This window comes from Cellvibrio sp. ATLC23, assembly GCF_057196725.1.
In genome coordinates, this window is the sequence record NZ_JBXUOS010000014.1 from 39,296 (window position 1) to 63,003 (window position 23,708).

21 protein-coding genes are annotated in these 23,708 nt (G+C 47.6%); 4 read left to right on the forward strand and 17 right to left on the reverse strand.

Features of this window, described 5'->3' with window-relative positions:
- Nucleotides 1-5 precede the first annotated feature (5 nt).
- The 4 genes from ccoN to sbcB form a co-directional block, all read right to left on the reverse strand.
- A complete protein-coding gene (gene ccoN / locus AC2CG4_RS18445) occupies nucleotides 6-1,460 on the reverse strand; it encodes a cytochrome-c oxidase, cbb3-type subunit I (protein ID WP_484487668.1) in 1,455 nt (484 codons plus the stop codon).
- Between the two features lie 282 nt (nucleotides 1,461-1,742).
- Complete coding sequence (locus tag AC2CG4_RS18450; protein WP_484487669.1) at nucleotides 1,743-2,960, reverse strand: argininosuccinate synthase; 1,218 nt, start codon at nucleotides 2,958-2,960, stop codon at nucleotides 1,743-1,745.
- A gap of 231 nt (nucleotides 2,961-3,191) precedes the next feature.
- Nucleotides 3,192-5,087 (reverse strand): methyl-accepting chemotaxis protein, encoded by a 1,896-nt coding sequence (locus tag AC2CG4_RS18455; protein ID WP_484487670.1) that lies wholly within the window; start codon nucleotides 5,085-5,087, stop codon nucleotides 3,192-3,194.
- A gap of 159 nt (nucleotides 5,088-5,246) precedes the next feature.
- Nucleotides 5,247-6,710: an exodeoxyribonuclease I gene (gene sbcB / locus AC2CG4_RS18460; protein WP_484487744.1), complete on the reverse strand. Its 1,464-nt coding sequence runs from the start codon at nucleotides 6,708-6,710 to the stop codon at nucleotides 5,247-5,249.
- 153 nt (nucleotides 6,711-6,863) lie between these two features.
- Between sbcB and can the strand changes: the two genes are divergently transcribed.
- The gene (gene can / locus AC2CG4_RS18465) at nucleotides 6,864-7,493 is read left to right on the forward strand and encodes a carbonate dehydratase (protein WP_484487671.1); all 630 of its coding nucleotides are present in this window, start codon (nucleotides 6,864-6,866) and stop codon (nucleotides 7,491-7,493) included.
- Here can and AC2CG4_RS18470 read toward each other — a convergent pair.
- Nucleotides 7,490-7,849, reverse strand: coding sequence for a 4a-hydroxytetrahydrobiopterin dehydratase (locus AC2CG4_RS18470; protein WP_484487672.1), 360 nt, complete (start codon nucleotides 7,847-7,849; stop codon nucleotides 7,490-7,492). The two genes, can and AC2CG4_RS18470, sit on opposite strands and share 4 nt — an antisense overlap.
- A gap of 332 nt (nucleotides 7,850-8,181) precedes the next feature.
- On the opposite strand from AC2CG4_RS18470, the gene AC2CG4_RS18475 reads away from it, so the two are divergent.
- A complete protein-coding gene (locus AC2CG4_RS18475; protein WP_484487673.1) occupies nucleotides 8,182-10,377 on the forward strand; it encodes a PAS domain S-box protein in 2,196 nt (731 codons plus the stop codon).
- Nucleotides 10,378-10,465: 88 nt separating this feature from the next.
- On the opposite strand, the gene AC2CG4_RS18480 is transcribed toward AC2CG4_RS18475, so the two are convergent.
- The 9 genes from AC2CG4_RS18480 to AC2CG4_RS18520 all read right to left on the reverse strand — a co-directional run bounded on the left by AC2CG4_RS18480 (nucleotide 10,466) and on the right by AC2CG4_RS18520 (nucleotide 19,615).
- Nucleotides 10,466-11,644: a SpoIIE family protein phosphatase gene (locus AC2CG4_RS18480; protein ID WP_484487674.1), complete on the reverse strand. Its 1,179-nt coding sequence runs from the start codon at nucleotides 11,642-11,644 to the stop codon at nucleotides 10,466-10,468.
- A gap of 12 nt (nucleotides 11,645-11,656) precedes the next feature.
- Entirely contained in the window at nucleotides 11,657-11,935 is a 279-nt protein-coding gene (locus AC2CG4_RS18485) for an STAS domain-containing protein (protein WP_484487675.1), read from the reverse strand.
- Between the two features lie 300 nt (nucleotides 11,936-12,235).
- Nucleotides 12,236-13,756: a fumarate hydratase gene (locus AC2CG4_RS18490; RefSeq protein WP_484487676.1), complete on the reverse strand. Its 1,521-nt coding sequence runs from the start codon at nucleotides 13,754-13,756 to the stop codon at nucleotides 12,236-12,238.
- A 200-nt stretch (nucleotides 13,757-13,956) separates the two neighbouring features.
- Nucleotides 13,957-14,748 (reverse strand): hypothetical protein, encoded by a 792-nt coding sequence (locus AC2CG4_RS18495; RefSeq protein WP_484487677.1) that lies wholly within the window; start codon nucleotides 14,746-14,748, stop codon nucleotides 13,957-13,959.
- A 191-nt stretch (nucleotides 14,749-14,939) separates the two neighbouring features.
- Complete coding sequence (locus tag AC2CG4_RS18500; RefSeq protein ID WP_484487678.1) at nucleotides 14,940-15,524, reverse strand: Fe-Mn family superoxide dismutase; 585 nt, start codon at nucleotides 15,522-15,524, stop codon at nucleotides 14,940-14,942.
- 194 nt (nucleotides 15,525-15,718) lie between these two features.
- On the reverse strand, nucleotides 15,719-17,362 hold the full coding sequence (groL, locus tag AC2CG4_RS18505) for a chaperonin GroEL (RefSeq protein WP_484487679.1): 1,644 nt from the start codon (nucleotides 17,360-17,362) through the stop codon (nucleotides 15,719-15,721).
- 81 nt (nucleotides 17,363-17,443) lie between these two features.
- On the reverse strand, nucleotides 17,444-17,734 hold the full coding sequence (locus tag AC2CG4_RS18510; protein WP_049630449.1) for a co-chaperone GroES: 291 nt from the start codon (nucleotides 17,732-17,734) through the stop codon (nucleotides 17,444-17,446).
- Nucleotides 17,735-18,030: 296 nt separating this feature from the next.
- Nucleotides 18,031-18,552 carry an FxsA family protein gene (locus AC2CG4_RS18515; protein WP_484487680.1) on the reverse strand — a complete coding sequence of 174 codons (522 nt, stop codon included), beginning with the start codon at nucleotides 18,550-18,552 and terminating at the stop codon, nucleotides 18,031-18,033.
- 31 nt (nucleotides 18,553-18,583) lie between these two features.
- Complete coding sequence (locus AC2CG4_RS18520) at nucleotides 18,584-19,615, reverse strand: DUF481 domain-containing protein (RefSeq protein ID WP_062066218.1); 1,032 nt, start codon at nucleotides 19,613-19,615, stop codon at nucleotides 18,584-18,586.
- A gap of 219 nt (nucleotides 19,616-19,834) precedes the next feature.
- Here AC2CG4_RS18520 and AC2CG4_RS18525 point away from each other — a divergent pair, with 219 nt between their 5' ends.
- Nucleotides 19,835-20,161 (forward strand): MGMT family protein, encoded by a 327-nt coding sequence (locus tag AC2CG4_RS18525; RefSeq protein WP_484487681.1) that lies wholly within the window; start codon nucleotides 19,835-19,837, stop codon nucleotides 20,159-20,161.
- Nucleotides 20,162-20,177: 16 nt separating this feature from the next.
- Nucleotides 20,178-21,482 carry an AmpG family muropeptide MFS transporter gene (locus tag AC2CG4_RS18530; protein WP_484487682.1) on the forward strand — a complete coding sequence of 435 codons (1,305 nt, stop codon included), beginning with the start codon at nucleotides 20,178-20,180 and terminating at the stop codon, nucleotides 21,480-21,482.
- Nucleotides 21,483-21,572: 90 nt separating this feature from the next.
- Here the strand turns inward: AC2CG4_RS18530 and AC2CG4_RS18535 are convergent, their stop codons facing one another.
- Genes AC2CG4_RS18535 through ampD form a run of 3 tightly spaced genes read right to left on the reverse strand, consistent with a single transcriptional unit; the run spans nucleotide 21,573 to nucleotide 23,700 of the window.
- Nucleotides 21,573-22,058 carry a YajQ family cyclic di-GMP-binding protein gene (locus tag AC2CG4_RS18535; protein WP_062066224.1) on the reverse strand — a complete coding sequence of 162 codons (486 nt, stop codon included), beginning with the start codon at nucleotides 22,056-22,058 and terminating at the stop codon, nucleotides 21,573-21,575.
- A 47-nt stretch (nucleotides 22,059-22,105) separates the two neighbouring features.
- A complete protein-coding gene (gene ampE, locus AC2CG4_RS18540) occupies nucleotides 22,106-23,083 on the reverse strand; it encodes a regulatory signaling modulator protein AmpE (RefSeq protein WP_484487683.1) in 978 nt (325 codons plus the stop codon).
- Between the two features lie 50 nt (nucleotides 23,084-23,133).
- Entirely contained in the window at nucleotides 23,134-23,700 is a 567-nt protein-coding gene (ampD, locus tag AC2CG4_RS18545; protein ID WP_484487684.1) for a 1,6-anhydro-N-acetylmuramyl-L-alanine amidase AmpD, read from the reverse strand.
- Between the last annotated feature and the right edge of the window lie 8 nt (nucleotides 23,701-23,708).

Below are 23,708 nucleotides of genomic sequence, written 5' to 3' on the forward strand. Positions count from 1 at the left end.
TCCCCTTAAACAGCTGGCGCCTGAACAGGCTGATTAACACTCTCGGCCGCTTTTTTAGCTGCGCTTACAGTGCGGTATGTGTTGTACGCCATGATCAGCATGCCGGCTAGGAAGAAGGCACCACCAATCGCGCGCATAACATAACCGCCTTTACTGAACACAACTGTCTCGATGAAGCTGTAGGTCAACGAACCGTCCGGGTTGAATGCACGCCACATCAATCCTTGCCCGATACCGTTGATCCACATAGCCACTACATAAAGTACAGTACCGACGGTTGCCAGCCAAAAGTGCAAATTAATCAGTTTTACACTGTACATTTCTTCGCGGTTAAACAGTTTTGGCAGCATATGGTAGAGCGCGCCGATAGAAATCATCGCCACCCAACCCAGAGCACCTGAGTGCACATGACCCACAGTCCAGTCGGTGTTGTGCGATAAGGCATTTACGTTTTTGATGGCCATCATCGGGCCCTCAAAGGTAGACATACCATAGAAAGAAAGAGCAACGACAAGGAAACGCAAGGTAGGGTCGGTGCGCAGCTTATGCCAGGCTCCTGACAGAGTCATAATCCCGTTGATCATACCGCCCCAGCTTGGCGCGAGCAGAATTAAGGACATCACCATACCCAACGACTGGGTCCAATCCGGCAATGCGGAATAATGCAAGTGGTGCGAGCCCGCCCAAATGTACAGTGAGATCAGCGCCCAGAAGTGAACGATAGATAATTGATAAGAGTAAACCGGGCGGCCAGCTTGCTTGGGTACAAAGTAGTACATCATGCCGAGGAAACCTGCGGTGAGGAAAAAACCTACCGCGTTGTGACCATACCACCACTGCACCATCGCATCAGCGGCACCCGCATAGGCGGAATAAGATTTGGTTAGAGTAACGGGAATCGCGGCACTGTTAACGATGTGCAGCACCGCTACGGTCACAATAAAACCGCCGTAGAACCAGTTGGCCACATAAATATGCGAGGTTTTACGCTTAACGATAGTGCCAAAGAACACAATCGCGTAAGAGATCCACACCAGTGCTAACAAAATATCGATTGGCCATTCCAGCTCGGCGTACTCTTTTGCCGAGGTCATGCCCAGAGGCAAGGTGATTGCTGCCAAAACGATAACAGCCTGCCAGCCCCAGAAGGTGAATGGAACTAACCAACCACCAAACAATGTAGTCTGACAGGTGCGCTGAACCACGTAATAAGAGGTAGCAAAAAGCGCACAACCGCCGAATGCAAAAATAACTGCGTTAGTGTGCAACGGACGCAAGCGACCGAAGCTGGTGTATGGTTGAAGCAGATCATTGAGACCCGGCCAAACCAATTGAGAAGCGATAAGAACACCAATTCCCATCCCAAATATGCCCCAAACAATGGTCATAATGGAGAATTTGCGCACTATATCGAAGTCGTATGCCGGAGGATCTCCAGCTACTACCGCATGACTACCCATAGGACTTTCCTATTACTTAAAAGAAAATGAAAACTTTTTGTCTCTGTCAGCGCTATTTATCGCCCGGACTTACACGGCAATTTGACAACCCTATAACCCTACTTTTGGTGCGGCATTCTGCCTGATGAGCGGCAGTTTGTCTCACCCTTGTCGATGTAGGATTGATATTTATCAAATTATTTATGCGCTCTTTACCGCGAACGCAGCGACTTTGATCAATAGAACAACAATGGGCTACTAATCTGTGAGCCGCCCCTTGAACAGGGGCGGTTTTTTCATACCTTACTTGAGAATACGGCCTTTGTTTGCAGCAATACGCATGCGCAAGGCATTTAGTTTAATAAAGCCTTCCGCGTCTTTTTGGTTGTATGCGCCAGCATCATCCTCAAAGGTTGCAACCTTTTCATCGAACAAACTGTCAGCCGAGCGACGACCAACTACATGTACCGCACCTTTGTAAAGCTTCACGCGAACTTCACCATTCACATACTCTTGCGATTCATCGATCATGGTTTGCATCATCTTACGCTCGGGACTCCACCAGAAGCCGTTGTAAATCATCTCGGCATACTTGGGCATCAGGCTATCTTTCAAATGCGCCACTTCACGATCCAAGGTGATGGACTCAATCGCACGGTGCGCGCGCAGCATAATGGTACCGCCAGGAGTTTCGTAGCAACCGCGAGACTTCATGCCTACAAAGCGGTTTTCAACAATATCCAAACGACCAACACCATTCTCGCCACCCACTTTATTCAAATAGGTCAGCACGGTAGCCGGTGACATGCGCTCGCCATTAATCGCTACCACATCGCCCTTCTCATAGGTCAGGTCAAGATAGGTTGGCTGATCAGGGGCGGCTTCAGGCGAAACACTCCAGCGCCACATATCATCTTCTGCTTCAGTCCATGGGTTTTCCAACACACCACCTTCATAGGAGATATGCAGCAGGTTGGCATCCATAGAGTAAGGCGACTTTTTCTTTTTGTTGAAATCAACCGGAATATTGTGCTGCTCGCAATAAGCCATCAAGGTTTCACGGGAAGTCAGATCCCACTCACGCCATGGAGCAATTACCTTGATGCCAGGCTTAAGTGCATAGGCACCCAGCTCAAAGCGCACCTGGTCATTACCTTTACCGGTAGCGCCATGGGAAATCGCGTCGGCGCCTACTTCGTTAGCGATTTCAATCAAACGCTTGGCGATTAATGGACGAGCGATAGACGTACCGAGCAGGTATTCGCCTTCATAGATGGTATTGGCACGGAACATCGGGAATACGAAATCGCGCACGAACTCTTCGCGCAGATCATCAATATAAATTTGTTTAACGCCGAGCGCTTGGGCTTTGGCGCGCGCTGGCTCTACTTCTTCGCCCTGACCAATGTCAGCGGTGAAGGTGATGACTTCACAGTTGTAGTTTTCTTGCAGCCATTTGACGATTACTGAGGTATCGAGGCCACCGGAATAGGCCAACACGACTTTTTTGATAGATGACATGGGAAGCTCCCGCTATAACTCGTTGACAATTCACCGGGCACAAGCCACAGACCAGTACCTACTTGGGCGCGGAATTGTACTCGCAAGCCACGGAAATTCCCACACTTACGAGGGTTAAAGTGCGGCTTTTAACGCTAAATGAAAATGCATCTCAGCCACCAACCGTCTGACTCACCCAAAAAAAAGCAGCACTAATGGCTGCTTTTGTTACAGGAGTAAAACAACAGATTGTTACAGCCGGAAGGTTGACACCTTGGCGTTAAGTGCACGCGCCAAATTCTGTAAGCTTTGCGCGCGCGAGTCACCTTGATGAGCGGCAGCAGCAGAGCTATCCGCAACCGCCTTAATCGAGTTGATGTTATTCAACACCTCTTTAACCACCTGACTTTGCTCTTCAGCAGCCGTTGCAATCTGCACCGCCATGCCACTGATCGTCCCTACAGCCGAATTGATTTTCTCGAGGGAACTGGAGGCGCTATCAGCGTTTTCAACGCTTCCGGTTGCCAGATGACGCCCCTCTTCCATGATGGAAACTGCATTTTGCGCAGTAGATTGTAGCGAACCAATCATTGACTGTATCTCTTCTGTACTAGCATGTGTGCGCTGCGATAATACCCGCACCTCGTCGGCAACTACCGCAAATCCTCTGCCCTGCTCGCCTGCGCGTGCGGCCTCGATAGCAGCATTGAGTGCAAGTAAATTGGTTTGCTCGGCAATCCCCTGAATGGTGGAAAGAATCCCACTAATATTTTGCGCATTACTATTAAGAGTCGAAATCACGCTACAGGCCTGCTCCACTTTTTCAGCAAGCACCACAATCGAATCGCGAGTTCTGTCCACTTGCTGCTTACCTTCACTCGCACTGCTTACCGACTCGCGCACAGAGTCTGCAGTGTGCTCCGTATGATGGGCAATCTCTTGCGTTGCATTGGTCATTTCATTCATGGCCACTACCACCATGCCGATTTGCTGTTGCTGCACCCCCAATTCACGCACTGAGCTCACCGCTGAATCTGCCATGGAGCGGGCGTTGTCCTGCAACTCTGCCGCCTGGGCACGTATATGCGCAACCAGGTCATTCATATGCTCAACAAATGAATTGAAATTAGCCGCCAGCAAACCCACCTCATCATTCGATGTAACAGGCAGACGGCGCGACAGATCACCGCCGCCAGAGGCAATTTCCGACAGGGCCTGAGAAACATTATGCAGCGGCAACAAAAGTATGCCATTTAGCCAATTCAGCACCAATAATGTTGCCACCAGCAATATCAAAATCACCGCTAACTGCCCCATGAGCGCCGCTTGTACGGGACCCACTAACAACTCACGCTCCAGCAGCATCACCAATACCAAATTCGACCCTGGAATAGCGTCAGCAAAAACCTGCACTGCCTTGCCGTTCACCTGAATCAGATGCTGCGCCCCTTTTTCACGCAATATTTTTTCCAGCCGAATCGCGGTAAAATCAGAGGATATGTCGCGCAAGGGTTTGTTGAGCAGTTTTTGATCTGCATGGGAAAACACCTTGTCGCCACGTACAATAAACATATACCCATTGCCCGGCAGGTCGATATCGCGCAGCTGCTGGACTATATCGTCAATGACGACATCAATCCCCAAGATTGCTTTGATACTGCCATCGCTATTAAGCACAGCGCGCCCAAGCGATACCACATTTTTCCCCGTGGCTGAAGCCACCGAAGGATCCGCTATATAGGTCTCACGTGGGTTTTTAACCGCAGCGATATACCAACCCCAAACGCGAGGATCGTCGTTGCCTGGCGCCATCACTAAATTATTGGCGTTAAAGAGCCTGCCATCGGCAAAAGCTAAAAAGCTATTGTCGACGTTGGCGGAAATCTTCACTTGGGTAAGGTGCGCGTTGTAATTGCCCTCGCTAGCGCTAGCCGGAAAGCCCTCCAGCGCCTTCCCTTTGAGAGCGAACCAGTCGCTCACATATTTGCTAAAAGTCGCCGAAATACCGGCAACTTGGCGACTGATACTAACCTCCATCGCCGCCATCGCAGAGGTGTAAGAGAGGTAGGAAACGGCACATCCTACGAGCAACAGCGATATGGCGACTGATGCACTTATTTTTTTACGTAATGACCAGTGAGCCGACATTATTTGATCTCCAACGGAATGATCCATCCAACATATGGAAAGATAGCTGTCGAGGGAAAGATATTCTGAATACCGGCCAGACTCTTTCCTTTTTTTAATCAACCTACCCACTGTTGTGGTACTTACCGCAACACAAACCGCCAAGGTTGCATTATCAATTTACAAATCCTGTTTGAGCTTATCGGCATAGAGTGCCAATTGCTTTAACAAATCTTGCTGTACCGCCGAGATATTCACATCCGCCATCAGCAACTGCAGCCGCGCCTCAAACTCTTCCAGCGTCAAACTGGCCTGAGCCTCTTTAGTGGTCAACCGCCAACGGCAAAACGCCTGCCAGCGATGGCGATCTTCAGAGTTAAGACTAGTAGGGAAATTGCGCGCGCGATAGCGAAACAACATTTCCGTTAACCGCGCATCGTGGAAATCAAACACCTCACTGGCCAGCGATTCAGGCGTTGCCTGCCGTACGCGATCCATTAAGCGCTTGTCGTGCGCTTCAAAAAAGCCGCTGTAGAGCATTTGCTCAGGATCGGTTTTTTCGGCAAATTCCTGACTGCTGTACAGCTGGTAAAGCTTCTGCCGCAACAGCTGCTGCTCAGACCTAGTGAGATTGCGCAGCGTTTGCCAATGCCGCTCACAAGCTTGTTTATCGATTGCCAAGCGCTGTGCGGTTGCGTCATCCAACATTGATGGTGGTAACACCATCGGTGTTTTATTGAAATGAATTTCCTTGAGTGCCAACCGTTCAACACCTTCGGGTAGATCCTCGGTGCGGGTAAACAGACGCAACTTCAATTCATCAACCGGCAACGTCAGTAAGGCATTAGGGTCAGTGCCGAGGTTAAAGGCGATCACTGAATTTTTATTAGTGGGATGCATAGCGAGCGGCAAAACCAGCGCCGCATTGCCATTCTCTGCGGGAAAACGCGATGAGATATGCAGCAGCGGTTTATGGCTGTCGATATCGATCAAACTGGCGACAAACCGTTTGTCGCGCAGACGATAGGCGTAATCGTAAAGCTTGGGCTGTTTTATCTTGATCAGCTTGGCCACCGCGATAGTGGCATAAACATCCGAGAGCGCATCGTGCGCCGCCTCATGCTTGAGGTTGTTGGCCTGACTCAACATCTCCAACTTAAAGCAGGGGCGACCATCCTCGTAATCCGGCCACTCAATACCCTCGGGGCGCAGCGCGCGCGTCATGCGCACCATATCGATAATATCCCAGCGCGAATTGCCGTTGCGCCACTCGCGCTCGTAAGGGTCATAAAAGTTGCGATACAGCGTATAACGCGTCACTTCGTCATCAAAACGGATCGAGTTATAACCCACCCCACAGGTGCCGGGGCGAGATAATTCCGCGTGAATCGCCGCAATAAATTGATACTCTGGCACACCGCGCTCTGCAGCGACCTGAGGTAACAAGCCGGTGACCAAACAAGCTTCGGGCTTGGGCAATAAGTCCGCCGCCGGTTGGCAGTAAACCATCAGGGGATCGCCGATAATATTTAAATCCTCATCGGTGCGGATGCCAGCAAACTGCGAGGGCTTGTCCAGCGCCGGAACCTCCCCCCAGGTTTCATAATCGTGCCAATAGAGAGTGTTTTGTGTAGTGGGCTTCATCATTTTTATCCCTTTAAACTATCCAATCCAAGCATCTGAAAAGGTGCAATGTAACACTCGACAATCGCTTTCCCCTATACTGCGGCCTGATTTTTGCGGCTAAATGTCGTACCGCTATTCTGACCTTTGTACGTGACCACCAGGAGCAACACAATGAGTGATTTAGAGAGCCTATTTGCCAGCAATATTAAGTGGGCCGAAAACATTAAACGCAACGAGCCCAACTTTTTCTCCAAACTAGCTGAGCAACAAGCACCTGAATATTTATGGATTGGCTGCTCTGACAGCCGCGTTCCCGCCAACCAAATTGTCGACCTGGCACCGGGCGAATTATTTGTACATCGCAATGTCGCCAACGTAGTTATCCACACCGATCTGAATTGTATGACCGTACTCAACTACGCCGTTGAGTTTCTCAAGGTAAAGCACGTGATGGTCACCGGCCATTACGGTTGTGGCGGGGTAAAAGCGGCGATGGAAAACCATAAATTAGGATTGATTGACTATTGGCTGCGCAATATTCGCGATGTCTACTACAAAAACAAAGACATTATGGATGAGATTTCCGACCCCAATGATCGCGTCAACCGCCTCTGCGAATTAAACGTAGTGCAACAAGTGGAAAATGTGGCGCGCAGCAACATAGTGCAAAACGCCTGGGCACGCGGGCAAGAATTAACAATTCACGGCTGGATTTACGATATTCACGACGGCATTTTGCGCAAGCTCATGCCGCCAATCGATGCAATCGAACAGATCCCCGAGCAATATCGCCTCTATTAGGGTTGAGTGGCAAAACGCGCTCGAAACAACTGCTCTGTTTTAGCAGCCATAATCACATCATTTTCATGTAAGCCATGAATCTTGTGCGTCCACCAACTCACTCTTACCCTGCCCCACTCGGTCAATAATGCCGGGTGGTGGCCATACTCCTCCGCCAGTTCCCCCACAGCCAAGGTAAAATCCATTGCCCGCACAAAATCTTTAAACCGATACACCCGCATCAATTGATTTACGCCTGCAACGATTTCTACTGTCCACTCCGGCAATTCCAAGAGCGCCGCCTGTATCGCTACATTATCGAGCAAAGGTGAATCAGCGCGACAACTACTGCAGGTTTTTTCACTTAAAGCACTCATCAGCAGCCTCTCTATGCACACAATCAAAAAATAAGCACTGCTGAAGTGTCATCTGATCGACAGAACCAGCATCTCACCTCCCCCTGCCTAAGTAATAACTTGTAATAGGAGCCCCCCAAGCAATCAGCTATGCTGATTCCTAACACTGACTAGAAAGGCGTACAGACTGTCCTATACTCTCATCAGCTTAATATCAATTCTATTGCTGCCGCACACAACCCTTTTCTAGCCCTATCTGTCGACTAACGGAACATTGAATGCCTGAGAAATCGCTATTGCAGCAATCTATTGACGACGAGTCGCTCAGCCAATCGACACTGGCTAACGAACAAATGCGCTCGCTCTACCATAGCCTTCCGGTATCACTCCTCTCCTCCATAATTATTGCCTTAATTCTCAGCATCTCGCATTGGCCAATTATTGGTCAAGCAGAAATTATCCTGTGGAATTTACTCTTAGGCTGCACCCTGCTTGGGCGCCTGATCTTATGGATTTTCTGGCATAACGCACACCAACTTTACCCCGCACGCTTTTGGTTGAACAGCTTTCGCATCGGTGTCTGGTTAACCGGCTCCGCCTGGGGCGCCACCGCGGTTTTATTATTTGCGCCGGATGATACAGTTTACCAAGCGCTACTCGCGTTTTCTCTCGCAGGTGTAGCCAGTGGCTCAATAACATCGCTCACCGTCGACAAATATTCATCCATTGGTTTTGTTGTTCTCGCCATCACCCCACTCAGCATTATTATTTTTATCGAGGATGGTCCCACAGCAATCGCAATGACCAGCATGACACTGTTGTTTATCTTTTTTGTGATTGCCAGCACCACACGTGCGCGCCATAACATGGAAGACCAACTCAATAAGAACTTTCACCTGCTAAAAATTACAAATAAATTAAATCAAAAGCAGAAACTGGAAAAAATCATTAATAATGCCCAGTCTATTTACATCGGCGACGGGGATATTAAGTCTGCACTGAGCGCACTACTAAAAGAAACATTGCCGATCTGTCGCAGCGAACTAGGTTTCATTGGGCAAGTAGCAAAAGATGCCGAACAAAATCCTTTTATGCGCACCTTGGTATTTGGCAGCCATAAAAAAGAAGATCGGGCACTGGAAAAATTTCGCACAGCCAACATGCCAGAGAATGGTGAGTACCGAAATTTGGACAATCTGTTCGGCATGATTCTGCGCTCTGAAAAACCCATCATCAGCCCCAATCTTGCTCGCGACATGCGCGCTACCACACTGCCACCGGGACACCCTGCCATCAACAACTTTATTGGGATTCCTATTTTTAATGGCCAAGAAAAAATAGCTATCCTCGGGCTCGCCAACTCACCACTTGGCTACACAAATCAAACTGCAGAAGAGTTGGAACCCATTCTTAAAAGCATTGCTCAATTTATTCAAACGATGAATCATGAACAGCAGCACGCTAAGGACAAAGCAGCACTCGAGGCCAGCAGCCAACATACACAGACTATTCTTAATGATATTGCCGATGGCATCATCACCATCTCAAAAGACGGCATAATTCAAAGCTTTAACCACGCAGCGGAAACCATTTTTGGATACAGAGCCAAACATATTATCGGCAGCAACATCAGTACATTAATGCCTGAACCCCACAAATCAATGCACGATGAATATATAAAAAAATATCTAAAAACAGGCAAAAAAAATATACTTGGAATAGGGCGAGAAGTAATTGGTTTACGCCGCAACGGCGATGAATTCCCAATGGACCTAATGGTTTCGCGTGTTTTTCAGCACGATGAACCACTATTTATTGGCATAGTACGCGACATAACTGAAAAACGACGTATTGATGGGCTTCACAGTCAATTTATTACCGCTGCCAGTAAAGAAATCCTGGGGCCACTTAATGTTATAACAGAAGCTATTAGCCTGCTGCAAAATGATTCATTTACCCACCTACCCGAGCCCTTGCTTCACGCTGTCGGCATAGCACAAAACAACAGCATTAAATTACAAAAACTCATGAGTGATTTAATCGAAGTGCACAACCTATCCAAAGGCGACGCACCCTATAAATTAAAAACACAAATGGTATACCCGCTAATTAAAGAAACCCTAAAACGAAATGAAGCTTACATTGACATTTATCAATGCCGCGTTTCAATAACAGCAACAGAAACAAACCTCACAGCACATATAGATAGCGCACGTTTGAATCAAGCTCTGACGCATCTACTACAACACTCACTAAAGCTCTCTGAGCCAAAATCCGAATTAGACATACGCATTAGTGAAGACCGCAACCGAGTAAAAATTGCCATCGCAATCGCGGGGAAACCAAGTGAAGTAGAGCGCAATAGCTTACTATTGTATTTTGGAACAAATCATAAGCCTACAAATCAAGAACGGTATGCAGAAGGAGACCTAGGGCTGGCAATCGCCAAAGAAATCATAGAAAAAATGCATGGAAAAATACACATAGAACAGAAGGGAGAGGAATATTATTTTATTGTTGAGTTCCTGCAAGCAGCCAAGGAAATTTAATAGCACATCCCGTTACTGCCCGACATTTTATCAAAGCCTATCCCTGAAAAAATCGCTCTCGAACCCGGCTGCAACAGAGATAACTTGATTAATCAGGGGTAAAAATACGCGCCGCATCCAAAATACAAATAGAAACATCATCGCGGTATTTCTTGCGCCCAGTGTGCTGCTCCAGTCCCACAATTAATGACGGCAATATTTCTGTAGAATTGGTAAGCGCAACCGCGACAACTTGATCGCTTGAAAATGAAACACCGCCATCATTTACTTCCTCTATCAACCCATCGCTATAGGCAAGGATAAGTCCAACACTTTGCGCAGGGCAACTAACAACACCAGCATCAAACATCCCCTCTTCTAAGATCCCCAAAGCCATGTGCTGCGAAACAAATTGATGTAACAGCCTCCCTTGATGCACCCAATACACTGGAGGCATGCCGCCATTCCAAACATCAAGTTCATTTTGCTCGCGACGCCAATGAATCATTACCGCAGCGATAAATCGATCGCCTGGCGTATCGTGTATTAATTTTTTGTTAATCTCAGTCACTATCGGCTGAAGGTGAAAACCCTTATCCACCATACTGCTAAAAACAGACACCATCGGCATCAATGTAATCGCTGCAGACAATCCATGCCCAGTAGCATCAGCCAATAAAAAAAAGAGATCACCAGAGGGGGAAAATTTAGTTAAAGCAATATCACCACTAAAGGAAGACGAAGATTTCAACCAATTAGTGACACCTTCAACGCTCTGACTATTTTGACGTAATAAGTATTCATAAATTTCTTTGGCGATAGACTCTTCGCGCTCCGCTTCAGACTTAAATCGCTCAAGCTCAGCCGTTTGCACAGCAATGAGATTTTGCATTGCGACAGCATTTATCAAAGCACCAGCTTTCAATGCGAGCAACGAAAGATTAACCGGCTTAATTAAGTAGTCTGTAACGCCTTTCCCAAAACAGCTTTCAAGAAGAACAGCGTCCTGATTGGAGCTGATCATTATCACCGGAGGTTTATTATTCTTGTTATGAAAATTCAGGTCAGCCAAAAACTCCAACCCAGTACCATCACCTAACTGATAGTCCAACACTATCAAGTCAAATGTCATAGGTGCTTGCAACAATTCAAATGATTTCAAATAGCTATATACAGAATGAGTAACAAACCCTTTACTTCGCAAAAACTGGCACATTAACTCATTTAGAATCTCATCATCATCCACAACTAAAATTGAATATTTTTGGCCAGATGAAGCATCTTTCATAATGGACAATCACTAGCTAATTTCAATTATTTTTTGCAAATTTGCTAACTTTAGAATTTCTCGCGGAGTCGACTGCAGATTAGCAATTGCAATCTTAGACTGTCTGGATTGAGCTTTTTTTTGCGCCATCACAAGCAGGCCTATTCCTGCGCTATCGATATACTCCATCTCGGCACAGTCCAATGTAATAACATCTGCGCCCTCCAGCGCCGAAAGTACGTCTTGATTAAACGTAGAACTGGAAGAATAATCAAATCGCTTTGGCATTTTTATTACAGCTGAATCAGACATTAATTCCTCCACCCTTTAAAACAAATAAACTGAGTCGACCACAACTTAACCTGTCGACAAACAAGTCCTTTTAAAAGTAGCAGGTTTATTTTAGTTTGCTTGCCAGGAAAGCCATTTGTTCAAATTATTATTAAATAAACAGCTCAACAATTGATACAAGACAATAAAATTTAAAACTATTATAAAATCTTTTTTAATTTCCAACTTTTAGGTTTTCTCTAACAACAAAAAAACCGGCTGTTGCTCACAGCCGGTTTTTTTATTACACATACAACTAATGTAATATTGAACGCCATATGTTTATTGCACGTTCACCACACCTTCTTCAATTTTTGCCTTCCAAATTTGCGGGCCGGTGGTATGCACGGACTCACCGCGCGAATCTACCGCGACAGTGACGGGCATATCTTTGACGTCGAATTCATAAATCGCTTCCATACCTAATTCAGGGAAGCCCAATACCTTGGCGGATTTAATGGCCTGTGCAACCAAATAAGCTGCTCCACCGACGGCCATCAAATACACAGATTTATTATCGCGAATCGCTTCAATTGCAGCAGGGCCGCGCTCGGATTTACCGATCATACCCAGTAAGCCAGTTTGCTCCAGCATAGTGCGGGTGAATTTATCCATGCGTGTTGCGGTAGTTGGGCCAGCCGGGCCAACCACTTCATCACGGATTGGATCAACCGGGCCAACGTAATAAATGAAGCGGCCTTTCATACTCACTGGCAGCTCTTCGCCTTTGGCGAGCATATCAATCATCTTTTTATGCGCGGCATCGCGACCGGTGAGCATTTTGCCTGACAGCAATACGGTTTCACCGGTTTTCCAATCCAATACAACTTCTGGCTTTAAGGTATCGAGATTCACACGGCGCACGCTGTCGCCTACATCCCAACTAATTTCAGGATAGTCTTCAAGGGCCGGCGGGGTTTGAAATGATGGGCCAGAACCGTCCAGCACAAAATGCGCATGGCGAGTTGCAGCGCAGTTGGGGATGATGGCAATTGCTTTGTTCGCCGCATGGGTGGGATAGTCTTTAATTTTGACATCCACTACGGTGGTCAAACCACCCAAACCCTGCGCACCAATACCCAAGCGATTAATTTTATCGTACAGCTCGATGCGCAATTCTTCGTAGCGATCGCTTGCACCGCGCGCTTGCAGCTCTTGAATATCGACTGGATCGAGCAAGGCTTCTTTGGCGAGCAACATGGCTTTTTCTGCGGTGCCACCGATGCCGATACCGAGCATGCCTGGCGGACACCAGCCAGCGCCCATCTCGGGTACAACCTTTAATACCCAATCGACTACTGAATCAGAAGGATTCAACATCGCAAATTTGGTTTTTGCTTCAGATCCGCCGCCCTTGGCCGCTACATGTACATCGACTGTATTGCCGGGAACTATATTGTAGTGAATAACGGCGGGAGTATTGTCGCCAGTATTTTTGCGCGCACCGTCCGGATCAGCGAGGATCGACGCACGCAGCACGTTATCGGGATTCATATAGGCGCGACGCACACCTTCATTAACCATATCGGTGAGGCTCATTTGCGCATCCCACTGCACATCCATACCCACAGTTACAAACACAGTGACAATACCCGTGTCCTGACAAATCGGGCGGCGCCCCATAGCACACATACGCGAATTGATCAGGATCTGCGCCATCGCATCTTTAGCAGCTTTGTTCTGCTCGCGCTCGTAGGCTTGATGAATTGCCTGAATGAAATCAACGGGATGGTAGTAGGAAATAAATTGCAGCGCATCGGCGACGCTGTCGATCAAATCTTGTTGGCGAATCACGGTTGGCATAATGAACTTCTCGATTGTTAGGCCGTAAAGCGGAACGGGGAAAAAGTGGCGGTAATTCTACACTATCAAGCTGGATAGTTTCAGGTATCCGAGCCAGAGACCTGACAAGGTCGCAATACGACAGTACCCGCAAAAAAAAGAGGAGCCGATTTAACTCAGCCCCTCTTTTAAATTAGAGATAACACAGGTAAACAATTCAATTATTTGGGTGCAGTGCCCAGTTGTTGCTTAATCTGTAAAAGTTCACGATTGGTACCGCGACGGAAAGCATCAATTGCTGCGATAGCCTCTTCGTTAGTACGCAAGCGCGCCGCCAAACTATCCAGTGCGGTCATTTCTAACTGCATCTTATCCAACTCTTCTTTTAAATTTTGTACACTTTGGGTTTGTTTACTAGCAGCCGCACTCATACCATCAATTTTTGCCGCAGCCGCATCGGCAACCGCTTTATTGGCAGCAACCTCCTGTTTGAGCGAAGTGGCCAGAGTGCGCGCCTCAGCACCCACTTTTTGGGCATTAGCTGCATCGCGCGCAACTGCGGACGTTTTTTCGGTATTTGCCGCAATCGCTTTGCGGTTGGTTTCAATCAACGCCGTAATGCGACGCACCTCAGCATCCATTTTTTTCAAATTAGATTGCAAGGTCACTACCGATGCGCTGGACTCTTCCGAGGTCAAACTCAGCTGCTGCTCCAAACCTTTAATACGAGTATCGGCCTGCTGCAGCATCGCCTGCGCCTGAAACAATTGCCAGCCAAGAAAACCGGCACCCCCAGCAGCAACCAATGCAATCACCAACGCTATAGCAGGCAGACTGCTAGACGGAGCAGCGGGCGCATACGCAGGTGTTGCTTGCGGAGCGGGTTTTCGTGCCGGGCGCGCTGGCGGCGAATCATCATCGTGGTCGCGCGCTGGTGGCTGCTGACGACGACTTGTGGATTCCGCTGGCTCAGATATTCCGCCAGTCGATAATGTGGGTTCTCTGCGTTCCATAACAACAAATACCTTAGCGGTTAAGACGATGGATCAAATGGACGTTTAGTGTGCGCGCATTTTATAGCAGCGACCAGTACAAACATAGTTCAGCAGTATGGGATGACAGCAATATTTTATTTTGCGCCATAAAAAAACGGGCGCGATGCCCGTTTTTTTAATGCAAGTTCACCAATAAGTTGGCGCCTTGATTATTTTGCGAAATTTGCGTTCACAAATTCCCAGTTTACCAACGCCCAGAAAGCGTTCATGTAAGTTGGGCGCGCGTTGCGGTAGTCGATGTAGTAAGCGTGCTCCCACAAATCCACAGTCAGGATTGGAGTAACAGATGCATCGGTCAACGGAGTTGCAGCGTTGCTGGTGTTAACGATGGCTACAGAACCATCGGCTTTTTTCACCAACCAGGTCCAGCTTGAGCCGAAGTTGTTGATAGCAGAGTTAGTGAACTCTTCTTTGAACTTGTCGAATGAACCAAATGCTTTGTTGATTGCTTCTGCAACTGCACCAGTCGCTGCGCCGCCACCGTTAGGGCTCAGGCAGTGCCAGTAGAAAGTGTGGTTCCAGATTTGTGCCGCGTTGTTAAATACACCACCAGAAGAGGTTTTGATCACTTCTTCCAACGATTTACCTTCAAACTCAGTACCAGGAACCAGGCCGTTCAACTTATCTACATAAGTTTTGTGGTGTTTGCCGTGGTGAAACTCCAGAGTTTCTTGCGAAATATGAGGAGCCAAAGCGTCAATTGCATAAGGCAGTGCTGGTAATTCAAAAGCCATGATGTTTCTCCTAATTCACGGTTGTGTAGATAGTTCACGCTTGTCTAGATTCAATCTTTGTCAAAATCCGCCAGCGAATGATAACAATTAAATGAATTTGCGCTTATTAAAAATTCGCTATCGCTAATATTTTTGAATACATCGGTAAAAATAATTACGGCCCACTAGGGGCCGTAATTATCGAATGGTTCGGCTTACATCATACCGCCCATGCCACCCATACCACCCATGCCGCCCATATCAGGTGCAGATGGTTTATCTTCTGGCATATCAGCAACCATTGCTTCGGTGGTGATCATCAAACCAGCGATAGAACCTGCAGCCTGCAGCGCAGAGCGGGTTACTTTAGCTGGATCGAGAATACCCATTTCGATCATGTCGCCGTAAACACCGGTCGCAGCGTTATAGCCGTAGTTGCCAGTGCCTTTTTTCACTTGGTCAGCAACAACTGATGGCTCATCACCTGCGTTGGCAACGATTTGACGCAACGGCGCTTCCATTGCACGGCGTGCAATGGCGATACCGGCATTTTGATCTTCGTTGTCGCCTTTGAGGTCTTTGATTGCCGCAACAGCGCGCAACAAAGCAGTACCACCGCCAGGCACCACGCCCTCTTCTACTGCTGCACGGGTAGCGTGCAGAGCATCTTCAACGCGTGCTTTCTTCTCTTTCATTTCCATTTCAGTGGCAGCACCCACTTTGATTACCGCAACACCGCCAGCCAATTTGGCTACGCGCTCTTGCAGTTTTTCGCGGTCGTAATCAGAAGAAGTCTCTTCGATTTGTACACGAATTTGTTGTACGCGAGATTTGATTTCTTCTGCATTGCCAGCACCATCAACGATAGTGGTGTTGTCTTTGTTCATGGTGACGCGTTTTGCCGTACCCAAGTGCTCCAAAGTGGCGCTTTCCAAATCCAAGCCAACTTCTTCAGAGATCACAGTACCGCCAGTCAATACGGCGATATCTTGCAACATTGCCTTGCGACGATCGCCGAAACCAGGTGCTTTAACCGCAGCTACTTTTACGATGCCGCGAATGTTGTTCACTACCAACGTAGCCAAGGCTTCGCCTTCAACGTCTTCTGCAACAATTACCAGCGGCTTGCCTGATTTGGCAACACCTTCCAACACCGGCAGCAATTCGCGAATGTTGGAGATTTTTTTGTCGACCAACAAAATGTACGGGTGGTCGTGCTCAACACTCATGTTGTCTTGATTGTTGATGAAGTAAGGCGACAGGTAACCGCGGTCAAACTGCATACCTTCTACTACGTCCAACTCGTTGTCGAGACTGGTGCCTTCTTCAACGGTGATCACACCTTCTTTACCTACTTTGTCCATCGCTTCTGCAATCAAAGCACCGACAGAGGCATCACTGTTAGCAGAAATACTGCCCACTTGCGAGATTGACTTGCTATCCACACATGGCTGAGCAATAGATTTAACGTGTGCAACAGCAGCAGTGATTGCCTTGTCGATACCACGCTTCAAGTCCATTGGGTTCATGCCCGCAGCAACAGATTTCAAACCTTCGTTAACGATAGATTGCGCCAACACAGTTGCAGTAGTGGTGCCGTCGCCCGCATCGTCAGAAGCGCGTGAAGCTACTTCTTTCAGCATTTGTGCGCCCATGTTTTCGAACTTGTCTTTCAGGTTGATTTCTTTCGCAACAGACACACCATCTTTAGTCACGGTAGGAGCGCCGAATGACTTCTCCAATACAACGTTACGGCCTTTTGGTCCAAGAGTCGCTTTAACCGCATCGGCCAACACATTGACACCAACCAACATACGTTGACGTGCGTTATCACCAAATTTCACATCTTTAGCTGACATATCTTCAATTCCTACAGTCTTTTGTTAACACAGGGAAACCAACACAGGGCGGTTTCACGTTAAATTCTTAAAGCAGTCGGATTACACCAGAACCGCTTTGATATCGGACTCGCTCAGGATCACCAGCTCTTCGCCATCAATAGTGATGGTATCGCTGCCTGCATATTTGCCAAACACTACGACATCACCCACCTTTACATCCAAAGGACGCAGCTCACCGCTTGCCAGTACACGGCCATTTCCTACAGCCAGCACTTCACCTTGGTTGGGCTTTTCTTTCGCTGCACCGGACAGGATGATACCGCCAGCGGTTTTGGTTTCTTCTTCTTTGCGACGAACAACAACGCGATCATGCAACGGACGAATTTTCATGGAACTTTGTCTCCTAACAAAACAAGTTAAACGAGCTTGGAACCTGACTCTTACCCACAGCGGTGTGATAGCAAGAGTACGGGCTCCGCGTGTGACATATAGGGACAACCAAAAAAGTTTCAAGCTAAAAAAATTCAAGCTGACAATTTTCAAGGCTGCCATTAAAGCGGCCGCTTTACAGGAATGAGCTCAGGTGCTCCCTGTAATACGGCAACCTAAATGCGGTGACACCTATCTGGGGTTAGGTTTGGGGATTTCAACGGAAGGATGATGAAAATTCTTCTTTGCGCGACTATTTAGTCGTTTTTACGCTCAGTAGACGAGGTAGATTCGGGCTTCTGGTCAATAAGTATGCCTTTCCCATCTGATTCAGGTTCAACATTAGCCGCCCCTTGATGCTCATAAACATTGCCGGTTGAGCGGGTAAATCCACCAGCGCTAAAGGAGTGAAAGGCCTGGCTATTAACCGCCATCGTTGCCAGCCAACGCTTAAGCATTAAGCGGCGTACCAGTGGGATAAAACACAGCAATGCCAGTGCATCACTGATAAAACCCGGAATGATTAACAACACCGCGCCCACCGCTTTAAACAGCCCATCTGCCAGCGCTTGCGCGGGCAACTCGCCGCCGCTACGAACATTTTGTGCCGCACGCAACATGCTCGACGCACCCAAATAGCGTAGCAAGTTGATACCGAGAAAAATCATCGCCACCAGCCAGACAATAACCGCCAGTGCCCCTGTTTCGCCGCCGATTACAATCATCAACCAGAGTTCAAGGAAAGGTAATAACAACAGCGGGAGAATCGGCAGGCGCATTATCGGCATCCAAAATAGTGAAGTAGGCAGTTTACCACTTGTAACTTATGCCCAGCGACATACGTGTATCTTTGCTCTGGCGTGTCGGCTGCGGGTCTTTATCCAGCCAATAATCAACTTTGAATTCAGAATAAATACGCTTCAGGATCATCGAACTCAGTCCAGTCGATGTTTTCAGCTGCACATTCGGCTCGTCCTCAGTTGATTGCAGCATTTCATTGTTGTGAAAAAAGCCTACTCCCCAAGGTAGGTTATAGCGAAAATCCAGCGCCGCTCCCAGCGCGACAAAGTCATCTTCCAGCGCATAATCGCCCACCAATCCATCCGGCAGCTGGTATGACTCATCGTGTAACGCCAAACCGGTTTTAAGCGATAAAGTCATGGTTTTGTTTTCAAAAAATTGATATCCCGCTCCCGAGCCAAGGCGCTCATAGGAGCGCATACCGCGTTGGGGATCTGCGCCCGCTAACAGGCTGTTGTACCAAAACCAATGCTCCCCCAAAAACCAATCGAGCGAATAATGTAGATTCCAGCGCTCCTGTGGCGCAGAAAAATTCCACGAAGCGCGCGCAAATTCACCGCCCGCCACATGGCGAAAATCATTGCGCCGCACCGTGATTTCACCCTGTGCATTCCACTCATCGCGCACCTCATTACCGCGCGAATAGGCGCCCCACAAGTTGAGACGCCCGTGGTGCACATAGGCGCCCTTTTTAAAATCCTCATAGGGCATAAGGGTTTTGATACGCAGCAGTGAAGCGCGTTTTACACGATCAGATTCAGCGCAGCGATAGCGCAAATATTCAGCATCCATTGGCTCCAACTTGCAAGGCACATTATTACCATTGATTTTCAGCGCAACATCCGTCTGAATGTTTTTAATATTCGTCTTCTTGATATTTTGCTCGCCAAAATTTTTGGAGCGCCAGAGTAAATAGTCGTCATCGATACTAACCAGCTCCCCCTCCAGACGATCGCCATTTAACAACTCCACAACGCCAGCCACAGCAGTTGCACTGAGCCATAACAACAGCAAACAACACAGCGATAGGATTTTTTTCACAACTAACCTTTTTAGCGGAAATATGAGCAGGAATGGTTTATCAGAAGCCTAATAGCCATTAAAGTGAGCACAGCCCAGCGCTGCAACGCCAAAAGTGTTAATAATGTTAATTTAAGTTACCTTGAGTTTAGTGACGTAAATCCAGCGTCGATAATGATGGCTGCGCACGCAAATCGCGCAAACAACATACAATCCATCGTTTCAAGTAAGTTAACCCTTATGAACAACACTACCGCTAACCGCGAAGCATTTTATCTGGCGTTAATGTCTATCCCGGCGGGAAAAGTAATTACCTATGGCCAGCTCGCCGCACTGGCAGGGTTGCCCGGTGCAGCACGTTTGGCCGGCACTGTGTTGTGCGGGCTACCCGAGCAAACTGATTTGCCTTGGCACAGAGTCATTAACGCGCAGGGAAAAATTTCGTTACCAGAAAATTCCAGTGCTTATCAGGAACAAAAAAAACGGCTGGAGGCTGAAGGCGTAACTTTTACCAACAACAAAATTAATCTGCGTATTTACGGTTACACTACGCTCACACCCAACTAACACCCATACGGTTTTTATGAACTCATCTACACCCAGCTCAACCGACAATAATAATTTTAAAGGCTGGCGCGGTATCAAACGCGCGTTTGCTACTCCTTCTGCACTCACGATGTTGTTTTTGGGTTTTGGTTCTGGCCTGCCTTTTTTATTGGTTGGCGTTACGCTCTCCACCTGGTTGCGCGACACAGGCGTTGCCTTAAGTGTGATTGGCCTAATCAGTTACGCCAGCTTTTTTTACGTACTGAAATTTTCGTGGGCGCCGCTAATTGATCGCTATCCACTACCGTTTTTAGGTCGCCGAAAAGGTTGGTTGGCGCTGTCACAATTGCTGCTCATTACCGCACTTGCAGGCATGGCCGTAATCGGCCCGGAATCATTGTGGTTATTTGTGTTGTTAGCTGGGCTAGCGGCATTTGCGGGAGCCACGCAAGATATAGTGGTGGATGCCTACCGCATTGAGGTTGCACCCGTTGAAGCGCAAGCCGCACTGGCGGCGACCTATATTTTGGGTTATCGCTTTGGGCTGATTATATCGGGCGCAATCGCACTGTATTTAGCAGAGTTAACAGGCTGGACCACTGCCTATTTAATCATGGCAGCATGTATTTTATTGCCATTTGTGGCAGGGCTGTTATCCAAAGAGCCTGCCGCACAAAAATTAATTGTGCGCGAAATTCATTTGCGCGATGCCTTTATAAAACCTTTTCAGGAGTTTTTTTCGCGCAATGGTGTATTGCTCGCACTTGCCTTGTTGGCCTTTGTTGGACTATTTAAACTACCAGATCAAATGATCGGAGTATTAGCAGGGCCATTTTATTTGGATTCCGGCTTTACCAAAGCCGATATTGCAACTGTATCCAAAGTCTACGGAGTATGGATTGGCATTGCGGGCGCGTTTTTAGGCGGTGTGTGTGTGGCGGCGTTTAATATCAAGCCTATGCTGGTAATTGCCGCAATTGCCGTTGCAATTTCTAACCTGGTTTATTTATTAATGGCGATCCACCCCTCGGAACAATGGGCATTTTTTGCAACCATCAGCGCCGATAATTTATCGCAAGGTTTTGCCGGAGTAGTACTGGTCGCGTTTATGTCCAGCCTCACCAATCGCAATTTCACCGCAACTCAATATGCACTGCTTGTTTCACTCGCACATTTGCCCGGGAAATTTATAGGCGGCTTGTCTGGCTACATAGTGGAAGCCTCTAGTTATTCCACGTTTTTTATTCTGAGCACCATTTCTGTTGTACCCACTTTGCTATTGTTAATGTGGATTTGGAGCCGCATTCAAGGCAGCACACAACACTCAAATACAGCACAATGAAAAAAGCCGCTGGATAATGATATCCAGCGGCTTTTTGCGCGATAACAATAAGTTACTCAAATAGCAAAAAAGATAGAAGATTAAAAATCATTAGTCCCTAAAGTTTTCAAACTGCAATGGCAAATCGATTCCTTCGGCGGTACGCAACATGGCAATTGCCTCTTGCAAATCATCGCGCTTCTTACCGGTAATCCGTACTTGATCGCCCTGAATAGATGCCTGAACTTTTAGTTTGGCATCTTTCACCATGCGTACGATTTTTTTCGCCAGCTCAGTTTCCACACCGGTGCGCACCAGAATATCCCGCTTGACTTGTTTACCCGCCGTTTTAACGGGCTTAACATCCAAACAAGAAACACCTATACCGTTTTTGTGCATCGCGCTTCTTAACGAATCCAACATCGCGTCGAGTTGATATTCATTATCGGCCGTAATGGTAATTTCATACTCTTTACGCTCAAACTTGGCATCTACACCTTTGAAATCATAACGGCTGACGATAACTTTCCCCGCCTGATCAACTGCATTGGTAAGCGCGTGTTTATCAACCTCTGAAACCACATCAAACGATGGCATAACTAACCTCTTTCAAACACTATAAACTCCGATTAAATCGGCAGTAATTAAACAATCAGCGTTGCGAATGCAATCGCACAGATCCAGAACAATAAAGAGCGAGAATACAGCGGCAAGCTCGATTTTACCAAAGCAAATGAATAGGCAGGCTCAGTGTGAGTAGTGATTACATCACCCGTCAGATCCTCGATAATATCTTGAGTTTCCTCTTCCATTTCCTCTTCCGCTTCGGCTTTTGCAACTGGCTCCATTTGTGCCATGGCTGCTTGCGAACAGTCTGTTGGCGCACCTAATGCACCGCGCAAACATTCGTTTAGCACATAGTCGGATGAGCTTTGGGTATCTAATAAGTTTTTACGCAGTGGGCAAGTTTCAAAATTCCCTACCAGCGCCCAGGTAATACCCATCAAACGCACTGACGGCAACTCTAACAGCCACAACCACTTACTGGCGGTGGCATATGCATCGCTGCCCGCTGCTGAAAAATCGCGGTACAACACACTTAGGCGGTACAACAAGGCACCAAAAGGCCCAGCGATAAAAAACCAGAAGAGCACCGCAAACGTGCGCTCAAATCCGCGATAAGCAAACACTTTTAACGCCTCAGTATGCAGGCTGCGCCAATCGGCAGAGTCAACATCAGCTGCATCAAACGAGTGCCCGGCGCGCAAACGATCGAGCAATTGCACTGCCGCCACATTGTCGCCGCGCGTAGCCAGTGCAATATATTCCTGCGCATCGGCCAGAATATTGCCGCGCCCCAAGCTATAGAGCAGCACAGGTACATAAAGAAAAAACAACCACTGCTTACCGGCCAATTGATCAATTAACAAAAATATAAACACCAAAACCACTAGCGGGATTAATAGCGCTAATAACAGCGGCGGTATTGCTGAAGCAGAGAGACCAGGAATTTTTTGCAGGCGATTGATAAGCCATTTGAACCAGCCATCATATTGCAGAACACTGGCCGAACCGAGCCAATAGACGATAGCGAGTACAACAACCAAACTGAGAAAAATCATTTTGTTTAATCACTCTTCAGTCAATAGAGAAAATGGCATTAGCCGAAACATTAGCCGAGAGAAGCGCGGTAACGCGACCAATCAAAGGCGGGACCGGGGTCAGTTTTACGCCCGGGCGCCACATCTGAGTGACCGGCAATACGCTCAGGTGTTAGTTTAGGATAAGTCAGCAGTAACTGGCGAGAAACTTTCTCCAGCGCAGCGTATTGCGCATCGCTGTAAGGAATATCATCTGCGCCCTCCAATTCAATGCCGATACTGTAATTATTGCAGTCGGCAACCCCGCCGAAACTGGAGCTGCCCGCATGCCAGGCGCGCGCATCAAACGGGACAAATTGTGTGACGTTACCGTCACGTTCGATGAATAAGTGGGCAGAAACCTTGAGTTCAGCGATAGTTTCAAAATAGGGGTGCAAGCTTGCTTCCAGTTTATTTTGGAAAAAATCCTGCACATAACCACCGCCAAAGTCACCGGGCGGCAAGCTGATATTGTGGATAATTAGCAAGCTGATCTCGCCATCATCCGGGCGCAAATTAAAATTGGGCGATGGGCAATGTGTCGCCCATTGCAGCCAACCATCACAAATCATTGCGCCATTATCCTTAGTATCAATCATTTACATAC